The organism is Paracoccus sp. FO-3 (assembly GCF_006386455.1).
Lineage (GTDB): Bacteria > Pseudomonadota > Alphaproteobacteria > Rhodobacterales > Rhodobacteraceae > Paracoccus > Paracoccus versutus.
In genome coordinates this window covers 1-20,150 of the sequence record NZ_VCBQ01000005.1, presented here as the reverse complement: position 1 = coordinate 20,150, position 20,150 = coordinate 1, and the positions used below count along the sequence as shown (strand labels likewise).

Annotated in this window: 17 protein-coding genes and 2 riboswitches; of the genes, 13 read left to right on the top strand and 4 right to left on the bottom strand. The window is 69.4% G+C overall.

What is annotated here, in order from left to right; all coding sequences use genetic code 11:
* Positions 1–70 precede the first annotated feature (70 nt).
* Positions 71–1,390 carry a C4-dicarboxylate transporter DctA gene (locus FE811_RS02125; RefSeq protein WP_036759250.1) on the top strand — a complete coding sequence of 440 codons (1,320 nt, stop codon included), beginning with the start codon at positions 71–73 and terminating at the stop codon, positions 1,388–1,390.
* A gap of 103 nt (positions 1,391–1,493) precedes the next feature.
* On the opposite strand, the gene FE811_RS02120 is transcribed toward FE811_RS02125, so the two are convergent.
* Positions 1,494–2,426, bottom strand: coding sequence for a LysR family transcriptional regulator (locus FE811_RS02120; protein ID WP_116220700.1), 933 nt, complete (start codon positions 2,424–2,426; stop codon positions 1,494–1,496).
* Positions 2,427–2,528: 102 nt separating this feature from the next.
* Between FE811_RS02120 and FE811_RS02115 the strand changes: the two genes are divergently transcribed.
* On the top strand, positions 2,529–3,548 hold the full coding sequence (locus tag FE811_RS02115; RefSeq protein ID WP_116220699.1) for a YeiH family protein: 1,020 nt from the start codon (positions 2,529–2,531) through the stop codon (positions 3,546–3,548).
* 67 nt (positions 3,549–3,615) lie between these two features.
* Entirely contained in the window at positions 3,616–4,446 is an 831-nt protein-coding gene (locus tag FE811_RS02110) for a DUF6635 family protein (protein ID WP_116220698.1), read from the top strand.
* Here the strand turns inward: FE811_RS02110 and FE811_RS28115 are convergent.
* On the bottom strand, positions 4,436–5,167 hold the full coding sequence (locus FE811_RS28115) for an alpha-hydroxy acid oxidase (protein WP_244294875.1): 732 nt from the start codon (positions 5,165–5,167) through the stop codon (positions 4,436–4,438). The two genes, FE811_RS02110 and FE811_RS28115, sit on opposite strands and share 11 nt — an antisense overlap.
* Before the next feature lie 730 nt (positions 5,168–5,897).
* Positions 5,898–6,089, top strand: a riboswitch (cobalamin riboswitch).
* 91 nt (positions 6,090–6,180) lie between these two features.
* Between FE811_RS28115 and nrdH the strand changes: the two genes are divergently transcribed.
* From nrdH to nrdF, 4 genes are all read left to right on the top strand, one after another.
* Positions 6,181–6,402 carry a glutaredoxin-like protein NrdH gene (gene nrdH / locus FE811_RS02095; RefSeq protein WP_036759261.1) on the top strand — a complete coding sequence of 74 codons (222 nt, stop codon included), beginning with the start codon at positions 6,181–6,183 and terminating at the stop codon, positions 6,400–6,402.
* A gap of 8 nt (positions 6,403–6,410) precedes the next feature.
* Positions 6,411–6,827: a class Ib ribonucleoside-diphosphate reductase assembly flavoprotein NrdI gene (gene nrdI, locus FE811_RS02090; protein ID WP_116220696.1), complete on the top strand. Its 417-nt coding sequence runs from the start codon at positions 6,411–6,413 to the stop codon at positions 6,825–6,827.
* Positions 6,809–8,935 (top strand): class 1b ribonucleoside-diphosphate reductase subunit alpha, encoded by a 2,127-nt coding sequence (gene nrdE, locus FE811_RS02085; RefSeq protein WP_036759266.1) that lies wholly within the window; start codon positions 6,809–6,811, stop codon positions 8,933–8,935. Before nrdI ends, nrdE begins: the two co-directional genes overlap by 19 nt.
* A 62-nt stretch (positions 8,936–8,997) precedes the next feature.
* On the top strand, positions 8,998–9,969 hold the full coding sequence (nrdF, locus tag FE811_RS02080; RefSeq protein ID WP_036759269.1) for a class 1b ribonucleoside-diphosphate reductase subunit beta: 972 nt from the start codon (positions 8,998–9,000) through the stop codon (positions 9,967–9,969).
* Here nrdF and FE811_RS02075 read toward each other — a convergent pair.
* Positions 9,966–10,934: a bile acid:sodium symporter family protein gene (locus tag FE811_RS02075; protein WP_116221667.1), complete on the bottom strand. Its 969-nt coding sequence runs from the start codon at positions 10,932–10,934 to the stop codon at positions 9,966–9,968. The genes nrdF and FE811_RS02075 overlap by 4 nt on opposite strands.
* 118 nt (positions 10,935–11,052) lie before the next feature.
* Between FE811_RS02075 and FE811_RS02070 the strand changes: the two genes are divergently transcribed.
* Positions 11,053–12,273 (top strand): PLP-dependent aminotransferase family protein, encoded by a 1,221-nt coding sequence (locus FE811_RS02070; RefSeq protein WP_116220695.1) that lies wholly within the window; start codon positions 11,053–11,055, stop codon positions 12,271–12,273.
* A gap of 34 nt (positions 12,274–12,307) precedes the next feature.
* On the opposite strand, the gene FE811_RS02065 is transcribed toward FE811_RS02070, so the two are convergent.
* Positions 12,308–14,083 carry an SLC13 family permease gene (locus FE811_RS02065; RefSeq protein WP_116220694.1) on the bottom strand — a complete coding sequence of 592 codons (1,776 nt, stop codon included), beginning with the start codon at positions 14,081–14,083 and terminating at the stop codon, positions 12,308–12,310.
* A 139-nt stretch (positions 14,084–14,222) separates the two neighbouring features.
* Positions 14,223–14,441, top strand: a riboswitch (cobalamin riboswitch).
* A 134-nt stretch (positions 14,442–14,575) separates the two neighbouring features.
* Here FE811_RS02065 and FE811_RS02060 point away from each other — a divergent pair.
* Genes FE811_RS02060 through FE811_RS02040 form a run of 5 tightly spaced genes read left to right on the top strand, consistent with a single transcriptional unit; the run spans position 14,576 to position 20,076 of the window.
* Positions 14,576–16,480: a TonB-dependent siderophore receptor gene (locus FE811_RS02060; protein WP_116220693.1), complete on the top strand. Its 1,905-nt coding sequence runs from the start codon at positions 14,576–14,578 to the stop codon at positions 16,478–16,480.
* Positions 16,474–17,322 (top strand): ABC transporter substrate-binding protein, encoded by an 849-nt coding sequence (locus tag FE811_RS02055; protein ID WP_116220692.1) that lies wholly within the window; start codon positions 16,474–16,476, stop codon positions 17,320–17,322. The genes FE811_RS02060 and FE811_RS02055 overlap by 7 nt, the downstream gene beginning before the upstream one ends.
* Entirely contained in the window at positions 17,319–18,317 is a 999-nt protein-coding gene (locus FE811_RS02050) for an iron ABC transporter permease (RefSeq protein ID WP_116220691.1), read from the top strand. Before FE811_RS02055 ends, FE811_RS02050 begins: the two co-directional genes overlap by 4 nt.
* On the top strand, positions 18,314–19,075 hold the full coding sequence (locus FE811_RS02045; RefSeq protein ID WP_166435385.1) for an ABC transporter ATP-binding protein: 762 nt from the start codon (positions 18,314–18,316) through the stop codon (positions 19,073–19,075). The genes FE811_RS02050 and FE811_RS02045 overlap by 4 nt, the downstream gene beginning before the upstream one ends.
* Positions 19,072–20,076, top strand: a complete 1,005-nt coding sequence (locus FE811_RS02040; RefSeq protein WP_208861510.1) for a hypothetical protein — start codon at positions 19,072–19,074, stop codon at positions 20,074–20,076. Before FE811_RS02045 ends, FE811_RS02040 begins: the two co-directional genes overlap by 4 nt.
* Positions 20,077–20,150 lie beyond the last annotated feature (74 nt).

Sequence of the window (20,150 nt, the reverse complement as noted above, 5' to 3'; positions counted from 1 at the left end):
CCCGATGCGCGAGGAGATGCATCGGGCGCATCGCGGCCCCCCTTCCGTCACAGGGAGGAACAGAAAACACATGCCGAATTGGTCCAGGTCCTTGTTTGGACAGGTTTGCGTGGCGCTGGTGCTGGGGATCGTCGCCGGCTTCTTCGCGCCCGAATTCGCCGCCAAGATGAAGCCGCTGGGAGACGGGTTCATCAAGCTCATCAAGATGCTGATCCCCGTCATCGTGTTCTGCGTCGTCGTGCATGGCATCGCCGGCGCGGGCGACCTGAAAAAGGTCGGCAAGGTCGGCGTCCGCGCCATCGTCTATTTCGAGATCATCACCACCATCGCCCTGGCCCTGGGCATCGCGGTCGCCTATCTGTTCGGCCCCGGCCACGGCATGAACATCGACGTGAGCCAGCTCGACGCCTCGGCGCTGTCGGCCTATGTGGACCGCGCGCATGAAGTCAGCAGCGGCGGCACCGTCGAGTTCCTGATGAAGCTGATCCCGACCACGATGATCAGCGGCTTCGCCCAGGGCGACATCCTGCAGGTTCTGCTGGTCGCGATCCTGTTCGGCTGCGCCCTGTCGCTGGTGGGCGAGCGCGGCAAGCCGCTTTTGCACATGATCGAGCTGACCGGGGACGTCACCTTCAAGATCATGTATTTCATCGTCCGGCTGGCGCCCCTGGGCGTGTTCGGCGCCATCGCCTTCACCGTCGGGCAATACGGCATCGGCTCGCTGGCGCAGCTGGGCTACCTGGTCGGGCTGTTCTATGTCACCATCGCCATCTTCGTCTTCGTGATCCTGGGCTTCGTGCTGCGGCTGGCGGGCTTCAGCATCTTCAAGCTGCTGCGCTACCTGCGCACCGAGGTCGGCATCGTCGCCGGCACCGCCAGCAGCGACGCCGTGCTGCCGCAGACCATGCGCAAGCTGGAACACCTGGGCATCAAGGACTCGACCGTGGGGCTGGTGGTGCCGACGGGCTATTCCTTCAACCTCGACGCCTTCTCGATCTACCTGACGCTGGCGGCGGTCTTCATCGCCCAGGCCACCAACACGCCGCTGTCCACCACCGACCTTCTGGCCATCCTGGGCGTGGCGCTGGTGACGTCCAAGGGCGCGCATGGGGTGCCGGGCTCGGCCATCGTGATCCTGGCCGCGACACTGGCCGCGATCCCGGCCATCCCCGCCATCGGGCTGGTGCTGGTGCTGTCGGTCGACTGGTTCATGGGCATCGCCCGCGCCTTGGGGAACTACCTGGGCAATTGCGTCGCCACCGTGGTCGTCGCCTCCTGGGTGGGGGACATCGACCGCGACCGCGCCCGCCGCATCCTCGAGGGCGAGGACGTGCCGACGCTGGACGTGCTGGACGAGGACGCGCCGATGTCGCAGCCCCAGCATGGCTGACGAAGTCGCCTCGCGGGGCTGAACGGGGCCCGCGCGACCGGCCCCGCCAGCCTCCGAGAAGACGGCCTGCGCCTTCCCTCCCGATGGCGCAGGCCATTTCGCGTTAGGGGAGGCCGGCGGCGAAGCCCTCATCCGTCAGGATCTCGTCCGTCAGGATCTCGTCCGTCAGGATCCCGATCAGCGCCTGCTGCGCCCGCGTGCGATAGCGCTGCGGATTGGTCAGCAGCGAGAACGGCCGCTCTGCCCCCGGCAGCGGCAGGGTGCGGATCCAGCCGGCGGCGGCGGGCCGCGCCACCGCGCGTTGCGACAGCGCGGCAAGGCATTGGCTGGCGGCCACCGCGTTCAGCACCGCCTCGTTCGAGGGCAGTTCCAGCGCCAGGGGCAGCCCGGCCACGGAAAGCCCCTGCCCGGCCATCCAGGTCTCGAACTCGGACCGGGTGCCCGAGCCCGGCTCGCGCAGGATCCAGTTCTGCGCCGCCAGCCCGGCCAGGGGCACGGCGTCGCGCCCGGCCCAGGGGTGATCGGTCGCCATGACCAGCACCAGCCGGTCGCGCGCCACCACCTGCCGGTGCAGATCGCCATGCGCCACCGCGCCCTCGACCAGCCCCAGGTCGGCGCCGCCCTCCTGCACCGCATCGGCGACCTGGGTGGTGTTGCTGACGGTCAGCCGCAGCTCGATCCCCGGATGCATCTCGCGCAGCGCGACCAGCCGCGGCGGCAGCCAGTAGCTGGCGACGGTCTGGCTGGCATGGACCCGCAGCCGCCCGCGCGGCTCGCGCGCCAGATCCTCCAGCACCATCTCGGCCGTCTCGGCGCGGTCCAGCACCGCGCGCGCCTCGGCCATGAAGGCTTCGCCGGTCTCGGTCAGCACGATGCGCCGCCCCACCCGGTCGAAGAAGCGCACGCCATGCCGCGCCTCCAGCGCCGAGACGGCAGCGCTGACCGCCGATTGCGTCAGGTTCAGCGCCTCGGCCGCGCGGGTGACATGCTGCCGCTCGGCCACGGCAAGGAAGATGCGGAGCTGTTCCAGCGTCATGGCCAACTGATAAGCAAAATCGAACGATATGGCAAATATAATGCGATGGATTGAACGTGTATCCGGGACCATGTTCCGCCTTGCAAGCAAGGAAGCGCCATCATGTCCTCGACCGAGCAGAACCAGCAAACATCTTCCGCGATCACGGCCTGGCTTTCCGCCACGCTGCCGGGGCTGGGGCTGACCTTCGGCATCGCGGTCCTGGCGACGGCGGTGCAGCGCTTCTCGGGCATCCCGGCGCTCAGCCCGCTGGTGGTGGCCATGGTGCTGGGCATGGCGCTGCGCAACCTGGCCGGCACGCCCGAGGCGGCGCGGCCGGGCATCGGCTTTTCGCTGCGCCGCGTCTTGCGTTTCGCCATCGTGCTGCTGGGCTTCCAGCTAACGCTGGAGCAGTTGCGCGCCGTGGGCCTGGCGGGGGTGGCGGTGATCGCGGTGGTGCTGGCCGCGACCTTCGTCTTCACCAAATGGGCCGGGCGGGCGCTGGGGGTCGAGGCGCGGCTGGCCGAGCTGATCGCGGCCGGCACCTCGGTCTGCGGCGCCTCGGCGGTGATCGCGACGAACACGGTCACGCGCGGAACGGACGAGGACGTGGCCTATGCCATCGCCTGCGTGACGGTCTTCGGCTCGCTCTCGATGATCGCCATGCCGCTGCTGGGCGAGATGATGGCGATGGGGCCTTCGCATTACGGCATCTGGGTCGGTGCAACCGTGCATGAGGTGGCGCAGGTCGTCGGCGCCGGCTTCCAGCATGGCGCCGAGGCCGGGCAGGCCGCGACCGTGGCCAAGCTGAGCCGGGTGATGCTGCTGGCGCCGCTGATCCTGGTGCTGGGCGCGCTGGCGCGGCGCGGCGGCAAGGCCGCGCATGGCTCGGCGCCGACGCCCTGGTTCGTGCTGGGCTTCATCGCCGTCGTGCTGCTGAACAGCGCCCTGCCCCTGCCCGAGGCGCTGCATGCCGAGGTGGTCGGCCTGACCGCCTTTCTGCTGACCATGGCGCTGGCGGCGATGGGGCTCGAAACCGACATCCGCAAGCTGCGCGCCAAGGGCGTCCGGCCGCTGGCGCTTGGCGCGCTGGCCTGGCTGTTCATCTCGACCCTGGGCCTGGGGCTGGTCGCGCTGCTGTGACCGCGCGGCATTGAGCCGCCCCGCCGCGATGCCTAGATTGGGCGCGATCCGCCAAAGGACCGCGCCCATGGCCCTAAAGCCCGCCGACCCCCGTCCGATGACCCGGCGCGAGACCGAGGTCCACCGCTTCGTCCGCGCCCGCTATGGCCCGCGCGGCACGCTGGCGCTGCATCGCCACGCGCTCGGCCTCGACCTGCTGCGTGCGCCGGTGAACGTCATGCTGTCGCCGCTGTTCCTGCTGGTGCGGCTGGCCGCGCCGCTTCTGCGCCGGATCGGGCTGCGGCGCGCCGGCGACTGGCTGTCGCGCCGGCAGATCTTCCTGAAATCCGACGTGGCGCAAAGGATCGAGGCCGATCTGGCCCATTTCATCGACGACCTGGCCGAAAAGGGGCTGGCGCCCCAGGCCGCGCCGCAAAGCGTCGCCCGCGCCGTCTCGGACTATGCCGAGACCCGCAATGCGGTCTCCGAGATCACCACCTCGGTCCTGGTGCTGGGCTCGGGGCTCTTGCTGTTCCACCGCGCCACGCCGGGGGTGATCTCGCTGGCCGGGCCGGTCGCGCATCTGCGGGCGCAGGCACAGGCGGTCGAGGATTTCGCGCTGGGAAGCTGGGCCGGCCGCATGTGGTATGGCGCCTTCCCGCGAGAGCTTTCCAGCGTGGATCTGCTGCTGACCGGGGTGGTGCTGGCCATGCTCGCCTCGGTCCTGACGACCTTTGCCGGGCTGGTCGCCGATCCGGTCCAGCTTTGGACCGGCATCCACAAGCGCCGGGTGCTGCGGCTGCTGCGCCGGCTCGACCGGGCCGAGGACGGGCCGGGGCTGGGGCGCGAACATGTGCTGGCCCGACTGGGCGACCTGTCGGATGCGGCGCTGAGCCTGTGGCGCAGCTTCAAGGGCTAGGCCAAAGCACGGTTTCGTCGATCCCGGCCAGGTCGCAGCGTCCGGTCAGGGCCATGGCGACCTCCAGCTCGGCGCGCAGGATGGTCAGCATATGCGCGACTCCCGCCGCGCCGCCCACGGCCAGGGCGTGGATCTGCGGCCGCCCGACCAGCACCGCCGATGCCCCCAGCGCCAGGGCCTTCAGCGCATCGGTGCCGCGACGGATGCCGCCGTCGCACAGCACCGGAATGCGCCCGGCGACCTGGCGGGCGACGACCGCCAGAGCCTCGGCCGTCGCCGGCAGCGTGTCCAGCGCCCGCCCGCCGTGGTTCGAGACGATCACCCCGTCCACCCCAGCCGCGACCGCACGCTCGGCATCATGCGCCGACATGATGCCCTTGAGCAGCAGCGGCAACCGGGTCTGCGACTTCCGCCGCGCTCTTTGATCTGGCGCGCGGTCACGACGGTGACGGTCCGTGGCGTGTCGAGCAGCGGCGCGGTGATCTTGTCCGAGGCGCTTTCGGTGGTCTTGTAGCGGGTCTCGGCCTCGCTGCCCTGCTGGCGGCGGATGACCGCCGTGTCCAGCGTCACGGTGTCCTGCGCCTGGGCGGGGCCGCCGACCCCCGCGGAAATGGCAAGGACCGGAAGCAGGCCCAGGGTCGGCAGCAATTGCGCGGCAGACCCCGAGGCTGGCGGTTTGGGATGGGTTTTGTTCATGGGTTATCCCGGCACAAAGATGCATCCCCTTCCACCGGCAGGCAGAGACGACATGAAGTGTTGACTTATCAATGGCTTGCGCTCTGGCGCGCCGGAACGGGAACGGGAACCGGAACGGGAACGGGAACGGGAACGGGAACGGGAACGGGAACGGGAACGGGAACGGGAACGGGAACGGGAACGGGAACGGGAACGGGAACGGGAACGGGAACGGGAACGGGAACGGGAACGGGAACGGGAACGGGAACGGGAACGGGAACGGGAACGGGAACGGGAACGGGAACGGGAACGGGAACGGGAACGGGAACGGGAACGGGAACGGGAACGGGAACGGGAACGGGAACGGGAACGGGAACGGGAACGGGAACGGGAACGGGAACGGGAACGGGAACGGGAACGGGAACGGGAACGGGAACGGGAACGGGAACGGGAACGGGAACGGGAACGGGAACGGGAACGGGAACGGGAACGGGAACGGGAACGGGAACGGAGCCCCGGTTCACGCGCGCGCGATCCACGCAAGAGGGCGAATTGTCGCGCTTTGTCAAACGACGCGACGTCATTCCATGCCATGTCCCCGCGCCTGTTGCCATAATCCAACAGCCGCGCAGGTGCGGCGGCCCGTGGCCGCAGCCTGCCCACCACCATGGCCCGGCGGCAAATCGAGCCCTTGGCGCGATCCGGGAACCCACCAGATATTCCGGGCACAGCCCGGCCATCCACTAAATATGGATTGACCCGGCCCGTGACCCGTGGCTAACTGCCGGGGTCATGGTTGCCCTGGGGCCGACTCGGGGATGAAAAGGGAAGCCGGTGAAAAGCCGGCACTGCCCCCGCAGCTGTAAGCGGCGAGCGACGCTGGAATGCCACTGGGGCCAAGGCTCCGGGAAGGCCGGCTAAGCCGAGACCCGCAAGTCAGAAGACCTGCCATGGCGCGAAAGGACGAAACCGTGCGGCGGGCGCGGGGCTGGAACAGGGTCCGGTGGCACGCCCATCGGCCCGGCCCCCTCTTGCCGACAGAACAGAAGGAGCCGAGCCATGTCCATCACCGTTTACTCCAAGCCCGCCTGCGTGCAATGCACCGCCACCACGCGGGCGCTCGACGCGCGCGGCCTGGCCTATCAGCTGATCGACCTGACCGAGGACGACGCGGCGATGGAACTGGTCGTCTCGCTGGGCTATCGCCAGGCCCCGGTGGTCGTCGCCGGCGATGCGCATTGGGCGGGCTTCCGGCCCGACATGATCGGCCGGCTGTCCTGACCGGCGCCATGGGCGGGCTGGTCTATTATTCCTCGGCCTCGGGGAACACCGCGCGCTTCGTGGCGCGGCTGGGGCTGGCGGCCGGGCGCATCCCGGTCTCGCCGTGCGATCCGCTGCCCGAGGCGGCAACGCCCTATGTGCTGATCTGCCCGACCTATGCCGACGGGACCGGCCGGGGCGCGGTGCCCAAGCAGGTGATCCGCTTCCTGAACGATCCCGCCCGCCGCGCCGGCCTGCGCGGCGTCATCGCCGCCGGCAACCGCAATTTCGGGGCGACCTATGCCTTGGCCGGCCGGGTGATTTCTGACAAGTGCAACGTCCCCGTGCTGTATCGATTCGAGCTGGCGGGGACTGATCTGGATATTTCCCGCGTCCGTGCGGGGCTTGAGAAATTCTGGGGGACGGAATGCTTGACGATGGCGTAAAGGCCGAGCTGGACTATCACGCGCTGAACGCGATGCTGAACCTTTACGACGGCGAGGGCCGCATCCGCTTCGACGCGGATCGCAAGGCCGCGCGGCAGTATTTCCTGCAGCATGTCAACCAGAACACCGTCTTCTTCCACTCGCTGGACGAGAAGCTGGGCTACCTGGTGGACGAAGGCTATTACGAGGCCGAAGTCCTGGACCAGTATCCGCGCGCCTTCCTGCACCGGATCTGGGACGCGGCCTATGCGCGCAAGTTCCGCTTTCCGACCTTCCTGGGCGCCTTCAAGTATTATACCAGCTACACGCTGAAGACCCGCGACGGGCGGCGCTATCTGGAACGCTACGAGGACCGGGTGGTCATGGTCGCGCTGGCCTTGGCGCGCGGCGACGAGGATCTCGCCATGCGCTTCATGGAGGAAATCCTGTCGGGCCGGTTCCAGCCCGCGACGCCGACCTTCCTGAACGCCGGCAAGAAATCGCGCGGCGAACTGATCTCGTGCTTCCTGCTGCGGCTGGAGGACAACATGGAAAGCATCGGCCGCGGCATCAATTCGGCGCTGCAGCTTTCCAAGCGCGGCGGCGGCGTCGCCCTGATGCTGACCAACCTGCGCGAGGCCGGGGCGCCGATCAAGGGGATCGAGAACCAGTCCTCGGGCGTCATCCCGGTGATGAAACTGCTGGAGGACAGCTTTTCCTATGCCAACCAGCTGGGCGCGCGGCAAGGCGCGGGGGCGGTCTACCTGAACGCGCATCACCCCGACATCCTGCGCTTCCTGGACACCAAGCGCGAGAATGCCGACGAGAAGATCCGCATCAAGACGCTGTCGCTCGGGGTGGTGATCCCGGACGTGACCTTCGAACTGGCCAAGAAGAACGAGGACATGTACCTGTTCTCGCCCCATGACGTGGAAAAGGTCTATGGCATGGCCTTCTCGGAGATTTCCGTCACCGAGAAATACGCCGAGATGGTGGACGACAAGCGCATCCGCAAGAAAAAGATCAACGCCCGCGCCTTCTTCCAGACCCTGGCCGAGATCCAGTTCGAAAGCGGCTATCCCTATATCATGTTCGAGGACACGGTGAACCGCGCCAACCCGGTCGCCGGCCGCATCAGCATGTCGAACCTGTGCAGCGAGATCCTGCAGGTCAACGAGGCCAGCACCTTCGACGAGGATCTGAGCTATCGCCACCTCGGCACGGATATTTCCTGCAACCTCGGCTCGCTCAACATCGCCGCGACCATGGACGGGCCGGATTTCGGCGCCACGGTCGAGGCGGCGATCCGCGCGCTGACCGCGGTGTCGGAAATGTCGGCGATCGAGGCCGTGCCCTCGATCCGGCGCGGCAACGACGAGGCCCATGCCGTGGGGCTGGGCCAGATGAACCTGCACGGGTTCCTGGCGCGCGAGCGCATCCATTACGGCAGCCCCGAGGGGATCGAGTTCACCTCGGTCTATTTCGCCGCCGTCGCCTATCACGCCATCCGCGCCTCGAACCTGTTGGCGCAGGAAAAGGGGCGCAGCTTCAAGGATTTCGAGACGTCGAAATATGCCGACGGCACATTCTTCGACAAATACGTGACGCGCGACTGGCTGCCGACGCTGCCCGATGTCGCGCGGGTGTTCGAGGGTGTCGCGCTGCCCACGCGCGAGGACTGGGCCGCGCTGCGGGACGCGGTGATGCGGCATGGGCTTTACAACCGCAACCTGCAGGCGGTGCCGCCCACCGGCTCGATCAGCTATATCAACAACTCGACCAGCTCGATCCACCCGATCGTCGCCAAGATCGAGATCCGCAAGGAAGGCAAGATCGGCCGGGTCTATTACCCCGCCGCCTTCATGTCGAACGAGAACCTGGACTATTACCGCGACGCCTACGAGATCGGCCCCGAGGCGATCATCGACACCTATGCGGCGGCGACCGAACATGTCGACCAGGGCCTGTCGCTGACGCTGTTCTTCCCGGCCGAGGCCACGACGCGCGACATCAACCGCGCCCAGATCCATGCCTGGAAGAAGGGCATCAAGACGATCTATTACATCCGGCTGCGCCAGACCGCGCTGGAGGGCACCGAGGTGCAGGGCTGCGTTTCCTGCACGCTTTGAGGCGGGGGCTGTCTGCCCCCGCACCCCCGAGGATATTTGGACACGAAAGAAAGGGTCTTCGGATGAAGGACCATGCGCCGCGCACGCCCCTGCGGGCCATCAACTGGAACCGGCTGGAGGACGAGAAGGACCTGGAGGTCTGGAACCGGCTGACGGTGAACTTCTGGCTGCCCGAGAAGGTGCCGCTGTCGAACGACGTGCAGAGCTGGGCCACGCTGCGCCCCGAGGAGCGCGAGCTGACCATCCGCGTCTTTACCGGGCTGACGCTTCTGGACACGATCCAGAACACCCTGGGCGCGCCGGCGATGATGCCCGATGCGATCACCCCGCATGAGGAGGCGGTGCTGTCCAACATCGCCTTCATGGAGGCGGTGCATGCGCGCAGCTATTCCTCGATCTTCTCGACGCTGTGCCTGACGCCCGAGGTGGATGCGGCCTTTCGCTGGGCCGAGGAGAACCCGCACCTGCAGCAGAAGGCGCGGCTGGTGCTGGAGGAATACAAGGCCGGCTCGGACCCGCTGAAGCGCAAGATCGCCAGCGTGTTCCTGGAGAGCTTCCTGTTCTATTCCGGCTTCTACCTGCCGATGTACTGGTCGAGCCGCGCCAAGCTGACCAATACTGCCGACCTGATCCGGCTGATCATCCGCGACGAGGCGGTGCATGGCTATTACATCGGCTACAAGTACCAGCGCGGGCTGGAGCGGCTGGGCGAGGCCGAGCGCGCGGCGCTGAAGGATTTCGCCTTCTCGCTGATCTTCGATCTCTACGACGTCGAGGCGAAATACACCGCCGAGCTTTACGACGGCATCGGCCTGACCGAGGACGTGAAGGCTTTCCTGCATTACAATGCCAACAAGGCGCTGCAGAACCTGGGCTACGAGGCGCTGTTCCCGCCCCAGGCCTGCGAGGTCAACCCGGCGATCCTGGCCGCGCTGTCGCCCGACAGCGAGAACCACGATTTCTTCAGCGGCTCGGGGTCGAGCTATGTCATCGGCAAGGCGGTCGCGACCGAGGACGAGGACTGGGACTTCTAGGCACGCGGGTTGCGCGCCAGCCGCTGCGCGATGGCCGAGCAGACCAGCAGCTGCGTCATGTGATAGACCATCACCGGCAGCACGATCGCCCCCACCGCCGCGGCCGGGAAGATCGCCGTGGCGATGGGCAGCCCGCTGGCGAGGCTCTTGGTCGAGCCGCAGAAGAACAGCACCGCCCGGTCCTGGCGCGGCAGGCGGAACAGCCGCCCGGCACCGAGCATGGCGCCCATGACCAGCGCCAGCAGCAGCGCCGTGACCAGGAAGCACAGCACCAGCCCCGGCAGCGGGATCGCCGACCAGATGCCCGCCACGGTGCCGGCGCCGAAGGCGGAATAGACGATGAGCAGGATCGAGCCGCGGTCCACCGCCATGGTCAGCAGCCGGTGGCGCTGGACGAAGCCGCCGATCCAGCGCCGCAGCAATTGCCCGGCGACGAAGGGCAAGAGGATCTGCACGGCGATCTTCTGGATGGCGTCGAGGCTGGCGCCGCCGCCGTCGTGGTGCAGCAGATGCGTGACCAGCAGCGGCGTCAGCACCACCCCCACCAGGTTCGACAGCGAGGCCGCGCAGATCGCCGCCGGCACGTTGCCGCCCGCGATCGAGGTGAAGGCGATCGAGCTTTGCACCGTCGAGGGCAGCACGGCCAAAAACAGCAGCCCCAGCGTCAGCTCGGGGCCCAGGACGCCGCCGAACAGCGCGGCCAGCGCGATGCCCAGCACGGGAAACAGCGCATAGGTCGCGCCGAAGGTCAGGCCCTGGAGCCTGAGGTTCAAGAGCCCCGCCCGGACCGAAGCCGCATCGAGCTTGGCGCCGTAGAGGAAGAACAGCAGCGTCACCGCCCAGAAGGTCGCGCCGCGCAGGGCCTCGGCCGCCATGCCGCGGGCGGGCAGGAACACCCCCAGCAGCACCATGCCGACCAGCAGCAGCATGTAGGTGTCGATGCCGATCCGTTTCAATGCCTGCATGGTCTTCCCCGTCGCGCGCCAGCCCCCTGTCTGATATACATCGCCGCCGGGCACAAGCCGGGCCCGGCCGGGCGCCATGAGGCTTGCCCTGTTAGCGAAAAACGGTCACAGCAGGATCATGCCCGACCAAACCGTTCCGACCATGCGCCCCGCTTTTGCCCCCTGGCTGTCCCGCAGCAACGACGTGACCTCGGTCTTTCTGGCGGCGGGCCAGGTGCCCGGCCTGGTCAACCTTGCCGGCGGGCTGCCCGAGCCCTCGGTCTGGCCGGTCGCGGAACTGGCCGGACTGGCGGCCGAGGCGATCCGCAGCCACCCCGACGAGACGCTGGGCTATGGCCCGATCCCCGGCCTGCCGGCGCTGCGCGAGTTGATCGCCACGCGCTTCTCGACCGATACGCTGCGGCTTTCGCGCGAAAACGTGCTGATCACCACCGGCGGCATGCAGGCGCTGGAGCTGATGGGCAAGGTGCTGCTGCAGCCCGGCGGGCTGGTCGCGGCACAGAGCCCGGCCTATCTAGGCGCGCTCGACGCCTGGATGCCGCATGCGCCGCGCTATCGCCCGATGCGGATCGAGGGCAACGATTTCGACCCCCATGCCGCGCTGGCGGGGGCTCAATTCGCCTATACGGTGCCGAATTTCTCGAATCCCAGCGGCCGGCTGGTGGCCCTGCCCGAGCGGCAGGCGCTGGTCGCCGCCGCCCATGCCACCGGCACCTGGCTGATCGAGGACGACCCTTACGGCGCGCTTTACTACGAAGGCGAGCCCCTGCCGCGGCTGCTCGAACTGTCGGCGGGGGCGCGGCCCGGCCCCTATGACGGGCCGGTGGTCTACATGGGGTCGCTGTCCAAGGAGCTGGCGCCGGGGCTGCGCGTCGGCTGGGTGATCGCCGCGCCCGAGATGATCGCGGCGCTGGCCACCGCCAAGCAGGGCTCGGACATGTGTTCCAGCGGCTTGTCGCAGATGCTGGCGCTGCGCGCGCTGCAGGCGGGGATCACCGACCGCATCCGCCCCGAGGTGCTGGCGATCTATCGCGCCCGGCGCGACGCGCTTTGCGCCGCCATGCAGGCGCATCTGGCGGGCGACCTGGACTGGCAGGTGCCGGTGGGCGGCATGTTCGTCTGGGCCACGGCGCGCGATCCGCGGCTGAACACCGACCGGCTGCTGCATCATGCGATGGCCGAGGGGGTCTGCATCTCGCCCTCCAGCGTCTTCGACCCCGAGGGGCTGGACCGCCGTTCGCTGCGGCTGAACTTTACCCTGAACCCGCCCGAGCGGCTGGAAGAGGGCTGCCGCCGCCTGGCCCGCGCCATCCGCGCCGCGCTGGCCGAGACGGGCTGAACCGGGACGTCACACTGCCGCGTCTGACCGCCCGTCAGACCGGCCAGACCAGCAGGATCAGCGGCACGCCGGTCAGCACCACCAGCGCCGACAGCGGCGCCCCCAGCCGGGCGTAGTCGCCAAAGCGATAGCCGCCCGGCCCCATCACCAGCGTGTTGCACTGATGCCCGATGGGGGTCAGGAAATCGCAGCCTGCCCCCACCGCCACCGCCATCAGGAAGGCATCGGGCCGATAGCCGAGCTGGTCGGCAAAGGTCGCGGCGATGGGGGCCATGACCAGCACGGTCGCGGCATTGTTCAGGAAGGGCGTGACCGCCATGGCCGTGACCAGGATCAGCGTCACCGCGCCCCAGACCGGCAGGCCCGTCGCCGCCTGCGACAGCCACGCGCCCAGCAGGTCGGTCACGCCGGTCTTTTGCAGCGCCTCGCTGACCGGGATCAGCGCGCCCAGCATGATCAGGATCGGCCATTCGATGGCCTCATAGGCTGCCTCGGCGCTGATCGCGCCGGTCAGGATCATCAGCACGGCGGCGGCGAAGAAGGCGACGGCGACCGGCACCAGCCCCGCCGCCGTCGCCGCCATGGCGACCGCCAGGATCAGCACCGGCAGCAATTGCTTGCGCACCCCGCCCAGCCGGATATGGCGCTCGGCCAGGGGCAGCAGGCCCAGCACGCGCATCCGCTCGGGCAACAGCTCGATCGGCCCCTGCACCAGCAGCACGTCGCCCGCCGCCAGCACCGTCCGGCTGAGCCGCTGCGTCATGCGATGCCCGGCGCGCGAAATCGCGATCAGGTTCACGCCATGCTGGTCGAACAGCGCGATCCGCCCCACCGTCTGGCCGACCAGAAGCGAGGCCGGCGCGATCACCGCCTCGATCACGCCGATCTTGTCGGCCGGCAGCCCCTCTTCGGCCCCCGCATCCTGCCGGGTCAGCTCCATGCCCAGCTTGGTCACGGCGCGTTCCAGCGCATTCGGCTCGCCGCGCAACAGCAGGGTGTCGCCCATCTCGATCACGGTGTCGGGCAGCGTCACCGCGCGGCGCGCGCCGCCGCGGATCAGCCCGGTCACGGCCACCTCGCCATCGACGGCGCTGAGATACTCGCCCACCGTCATGCCGACGATGCCGGCGCCCTCGGGGACGGTGGCCTCGGTGTGATAGTCGCTGATGTTCACCGCCTCGCTCAGCGAGGCCGTCGCACGGCGGTCGCGCGGCAGCAGCCGATGGGCGAAAAGCAGGAAGACCAGCCCCACCAGCGACAGGCCGAGGCCGACCGGCGCATAGTCGAACATGGTGAAGGGCTGGCCCGTCATCTGCTCGCGCACCCGCGAGACGATGATGTTGGGCGAGGTGCCGACCAGCGTGATCAGCCCGCCCAGGAGCGAGCCGAAGGCCATCGGCATCAGATAGGCCGAGGGCGAATGCCCCGAGCGCCGCGCCATCTTCAGCGCCGCCGGCATCAGCATGGCCAGCGCGCCGATGTTCTTGACCAGCGCCGACAGGCCCGTGACCGAGCCGACCAGCACCAGAAGCTGCCAGCGCAGGGTCCGCAACCGCCCGAGCATCCGGCGCATCACCGCCTCGATCACGCCCGAGCGCGAGATGCCGGCGCTGACCACCAGCGCGCTGCCGACGATGATGACGATGTCGTCGCTGAAGCCGCGGAACGCCTCCTCCGGCTTGACCGTGCCGGCCAGCAGCGAGGCCAGCAGCGCGATCATCGCCACCACGTCGTAGCGCAGCCGCCCCCAGACGAACAGCGCCATCATCGCGCAAAGGATCAGCACGGCCAGGATCTGCGGCATGGCCATCGCTTGACCTTCCCTTCCGTCGGATACCTGACCCAATGCCGCGGCCCGGCGGGCGGTTCCGCGGCCGCGTTCCCGGACAGGTTGTCGCGGCGGCCGGGTGCCGGGTGCATTGCCGCTTGACAGCCGGCGCCCGGCTGCGGCAATGCGGGGCCGCTACGGTTCCGGCGGGCTTGCGCGCCGGATGAAAAGGGAACACCGGTGCGCCCGCCGGCCGCGATGCGGCCAGGGCAAGGCCGGGGCTGCCCCCGCAACTGTAAGCGGTGAGCGACGGTCGAACGTGCCACTGGGATCTCCTGGGAAGGCCGGCCTGAGCAGCGATCCGCGAGCCAGGAGACCTGCCGTGGCGATCACCCATTTCCGGCGCGGGGCGCGTCTGGAAAGCGGCCGTTCCGCAGAGGTGACGATCGTCGTCTTGCGGTCGGGCCTGCCAGCCTTTCCGCAGGGCATTTCTGCAAATCGCGGGCCGCGGGCCCGTGCTGGAAAGGCTTTGGAATGTTCAGAACTCCGGTTTCCCTGCTGGCCGCCACCGCCGCCCTGCTGCCGGCGGCCGCCACCGGCCAGGAAGGCTATCGCCTGGACGAGGTGGTGATCTCGGGCGGGCTGACCGCCGTGGCCGAGGGCGGCTATGCCCGCGCCCATACCGTGCTGACCGCCGCCGAGATCGAGGCCAGGGGCATCGCCACCGTGCAGGACGCGCTGCGCGCCGTGCCGGGGGTTTCGGTCTCGGCCACCGGCTCGACCTTCACCCAAGTCCGCATCCGCGGCGGCGAGGGCAACCACACGCTGATCCTGATCGACGGGATCGAGGCGACGGGCGGGGCCGACGAATACATCCTGTCCGGGCTGGAGACCGCCAATATCGAACGCATCGAGGTGCTGCGCGGGCCGCAATCGGTCTATTACGGCTCGAACGCCTCGGCGGGCGTCATCAATATCATCACCCGCAAGGGGGAACCGGGGCTGCATTACGGCGGCTCGGTCGAGCTGGGCAACGGCGCCGCCGCCTCGGCCCATGTCAGCCAGCGCGGCGCGCAGGGCGGGATCGCGCTGACCCTCTCGGCGCGGGACGACCACGGCTATGACCAGTCGGGCGACGGCGGCGAAAAGGACGGGACCAACCGCAAGACCATCGGGCTTTCGGGCGACTGGCAGATCGGCGAGGATCTGCGCCTGGGCACCACCCTGCGCCGCGCGAAGGAGAAATACGATTACGATTCCACCAGCTGGTCCGCGACCAGCGCGCAGGAATATGTGGTGGACGACCCGCACAAATACAGCGAACGCGACGAGTTCCAGGGCGGGATCTGGGCCGAATATTCCATGCTGGGCGGCCGGCTGACGCATCGGCTGGACTATCAGGACACGATCTACAAGCAAAGCTACGAGGGCGGCCCGGTCACGCGCGGCGAGACGCGCAAGCTGAAATACCGCGGCAGCTTCGGCATCGACGGCACGGTGGCCGAGGCGTCGCACCTGCTGAACGTGCTGGCCGAGCGGCAAAGGGACGAAAGCTCCTCGGCCCCGGAAAACCGGCGCGAGATGACCTCGGTCGCGCTGGAGTATCGCGGCTTTCTGGACAACGGGCTGGATGTCCAGGCCGGTGTCCGCCACGACGGCAACAAGGTGTTCGAGGACTTCACCAGCTGGAACCTGGGCCTGTCCTGGCACGTGCCGGACCGGCCCTTCCGCCTGCACGCCTCGGCCGGGACCGGGCTGGTCAACCCGTCCTATTTCGAGCTTTACGCCAATGCGGATTATGGCTCTTCGGTCTACCTGGGCAATCCGAACCTGAAGCCCGAAAGGAACCGCGGATTCGACCTGGGCGTCGAGGCGCAACTTCCCAATGGCATGGGCGTGGTCGACGTCACCTGGTTCAAGGAGGATCTGGAGGACGAGATCAAGGATTACGTGATGCGCGTCGAGAACGGCACGCAGTATATCAGCTATCGCAACCTGCCCGGCGAAAGCCCGCGCGAAGGGGTCGAGGTGACCGCCCGCATCAAGGCGACCGACACGCTGGATGTCGCGCTGAACTACACCTATCTGGACGCCAAGGAACCCAGCGGCGCGGTCGAGGTGCGCCGGCCTCGGCACGAACTGGGCCTGTCGGCGACGCTGGCCGTCCTGGAAGGGCGCGGCACCGTCACGGCCGACATCCGGCATGTCTCGGGCAATTGGGATACCCAATACTGGACCTATGATCCCGCTTCGCAAAGCTACGATGTCGGGGAAATACCCGCCCATACCGTGGTCAACCTGGCGGCGGGCTACGACCTGACCGAGAATCTCCGCGTGACCGGACGCGTGGTGAACCTGTTCGACAAGGAATATTCCGATGTCTGGGGCTATGCCTCGCAGGGCCGCACCCTTTACGCCGGCCTGACGGCGAAATGGTAAGGCGGCTCGGCCTTGTCGCCGGCCTTCTGGCCGGCCTGATCCTGCCCGGTCTTTTCCAACCCGCCGCGGCAGAGCCGCCGCGCCGGGTGCTGTCGATGAACCTCTGCACCGACCAGCTGGCGATGATGCTGGCGGCGCCGGGCCAGCTGGTCTCGGTTTCCTATCTGGCGCAGGATCCCAGCGCCTCGGCCATGGCGGTCGAGGCCGGCCGCCTGCCCGTCAACCATGGCCTGGCCGAGGAAATCTTCCTGATGCGGCCCGACCTGGTGCTGGCCGGGGCCTGGACCACGCCCGAGACCGTCCGGCTGCTGCGCCGCCTGAACATCCCGGTCGAGGTCTTTCCGATCGAAAGCGACCTGGCGGGCATCCGCGCCAATATCCGCCGCATGGGCGCGGTGCTGGGCCGCGAGGCCCAGGCCCGCGCCATGCTCGCGCGCTTCGACGCCGATCTGGCGCGGCTTTCGGATGCGCAGGGCCCGCGGCCGCGCGCCGCGCTCTATGCCGCGAACGGCTACAGCTCGGGCTCGGACAGCCTGGCGGGCGAGATCGTGGCGCTGGCCGGCTTCGACAATGTCGCCGACGAACTCGGCCTGCCCTCGGGCGGGGTGCTGCCGCTGGAAACGCTGCTGCTATCCGACCCCGACCTGCTGGTCGAGGGCCGCCGCTATGCCGGGCATGCCCGCGCGCAGGAGGTGCTGGACCACCCGGCGCTGCAGGCGCTGGCCCGCGGCAGGCCTGCCGAGCTCATGTCCGATCCCGACTGGGTCTGCGGCAATCCGCATATCCTGCGCGCCGTCTCGCAGCTGCGCGACGCGCGCCTTGCCTTGCAGGCCCGGCCATGACCGGGCCGCGCTACCCGCTGCTGATAGCCGCGCTGTCCGCGCTGGTCGTGGCCCTGTTCTTGGCCTCGCTGCTGACCGGCCCGGCGGGGATCGGGCCCGGCGAAAGCCTGGCCGCGCTGTTTCGCGGCGGCGACGACCTGCTGGCGCTGGTCATGCGCGAGCTGCGCCTGCCGCGCGCCATCCTGGGCCTGCTGGTGGGCGCGGCGCTGGGGATGGCGGGGGCGGTGCTGCAGGGCTTCCTGCGCAACCCGCTGGCCGAGCCGGGGCTGATCGGCACCAGCGCCTCGGCCGCGCTGGGGGCGGTGCTGGCGATCCAGACCGGGCTTTCCGCCGCCTTTCCCCTGGGCCTGCCGCTGGCGGCGCTGGCGGGGGCGGCGCTGTCGGTGCTGCTGGTACTGATGCTTGCCGGGCCGCGCGGCGGCACGCTGGCCCTGATCCTGGCCGGCATCGCCATCTCGGCGTTGGCGGGGGCGGCGACCTCGCTGGTGCTGAACCTGTCGCCCAACCCCTTTGCCATCAACGAGATCGTGTTCTGGATGATGGGCTCGCTGGCCGACCGCTCGATGCTGCATGTCTGGATCGCGGCGCCCTTCATGGGCTTGGGCTTCGTGCTGATCTGGCCCATGCGCCGCGCGCTGAATGCGCTGACGCTGGGCGAGGACGCGGCGGCATCCAGCGGCGTGCATCTGGGCCGGCTGCGGCTGATGCTGGTCGCGGGCATCGCCGCGCTGATCGGCGGCGCCACGGCGGTCGCCGGCACCGTGGGCTTCGTCGGGCTGGTGGTGCCGCATGTGCTGCGCCGCGCGGTCGGCGCCAGCCCGGCTCGGCTGGTCCCGGCGGCGGCGCTGGGGGGCGCGGCGGTGGTTCTGGCCGCCGACATCGCGGTGCGGCTGATCGCGCCGGGCCGCGACCTCAAGCTCGGGGTGCTGACGGCGCTGGTCGGCGCGCCCTTCTTCCTGCACCTGATCCTGAAAACCCGGCGCGAGGGGCTGTGACCATGCTCGAGCTTCGCGCCCTTTCGTTCCACCGCGGCGGCCAGGCGGTGCTGGACAGCATCGACCTCAGCATCGGCGCAGGCGAGTTCGTGGGCCTTCTGGGTCCGAACGGCGCCGGCAAGACCACGCTTCTGCGCGCGGCGCTGGGGCTTTTGCCGGCACGGGGGCACAGCTCGCTGGCGCGGCTTTCGGTGCGCGAACGCGCCCGCGCCGCCGCCTACATGCCGCAGGGCCGCGAGATCGCCTGGCCGATGCCGGTCGAGGCGCTGGTGGCGCTTGGCCGCATCGCCCATCCGCATTCCGTCGGCGCAACCGACCGCGCCGCCATCGAGCGCGCCATCGCCGCGCTGCACCTGGATCCCTTGCGCCACCGCCGCGCCACCGAACTGTCGGGGGGCGAACAGGCCCGCACCCTGATCGCCCGCGCCCTGGCCCAGGAAACCCCGCTTCTGATCGCGGACGAGCCCATCGCCGGGCTCGACCCGGCGGCGCAGATCGACGCGATGCGGCTGTTTCGCCGGCTGGCCGGACAGGGCCATGCGGTGCTGGCCTCGCTGCACGACCTGGGGCTGGCGGCGCGGCATTGCACGCGGCTGATCCTGCTGCACCAGGGCCGGATCGCCGCCGACGGCCCGCCTCAGGCGGTGCTGACCGCCGCGAACCTGGCCCGCGTCTTCGGCATCACCGCCCATCTGGCGCAGGGCCCCGGCGGCATCCTGTTCCAGCCGCTCGACACCATTGAGGGAGAAGACCGATGACCGACATGCTGACCGCCCGGCTTGCCGCGGCGCTGACCGATACCGGCGCCGGCTGGTCCATGGGCTCGTTCGGGGCCATTGCCGAGTTCCACCATGTCGCGGGCGATCCGCCGCCCCAGCCCCTGGGCGAATGCGGCATCGTCACCGCCCGCGGCGGGCTGCGGCTGGACGACCTGGCCGAGGTGATCCTGGTGGCGTGGGAGGCGCTGAGCCCACGGCCGCATCGCTGGCAGCAGGGCGTCTCGCTCTGCCTGCCCCAGGGGCGGCTGGGCACGGCGCGGCGCCAGGTGCTGACCGAGCTTGGCCCCGACGCGGGCGCGCTGCGCGACCAGGATCGCGGGGCGGTGCTGTTCGACCTGGGGCTGGACCAGCCGCAGGTCGATTTCTGCATCCGCAGCGACGATCCTGTGCTGGTCGCGCGGCTGCGGGCGGAATGCGGCCGCTCGGTCCTCGACCCCGAAAGCCGCGCCATGGCGGCGATCCTGCCCGCCCATCCGCATCGCGTGGCGCTGAGCCGCATCGGCCGGATCGAGGTCTACCAGAAGATCGGCGGGCCGGATACCGGCGGCGTCTCGCCCGTCGGGCCGCATACGCATATCCTGCCGCCGCTGCTGCGCGCCGGCCGCACCCATTCGGCGAATACGCCGATCCCGCCCGGCCTGGTGCCGGTCGCGGGGCTGCACCCGGCCAGCCCGGTCATGGACAGCCTGGGCCAGGACCGCGATTTCGACGCCGCCGCCTTCGCCGGGTTCCAGGCCATGCTGGCCGATTGGGGCGATGCCGAGCGCCATGCGCTGAAAGCGCGGGTCTGGGCGGCGCTGGCGGCGGGCGAGCCGCCCTCGGCCCTGGCCGAGCCAGCCGACCGCCATGCCCGCGCCGCGCTGCGCATCGCCCTGCGCCAGGCCGAGCGGCGGGACGGGCCCTCGGCCCTGCTGTCGCAATGGCGCGCGGCGTTCGACCGCGAGGCGGCTCCGGCGGATGAGGACGCGCCGGGTCATTGACCGCGGCGCGGGCCGATCAGCCGGCCACCTCCATCGTCGCCTTGACTGCGGTTTTCCACCTTGCGTATCGGGCC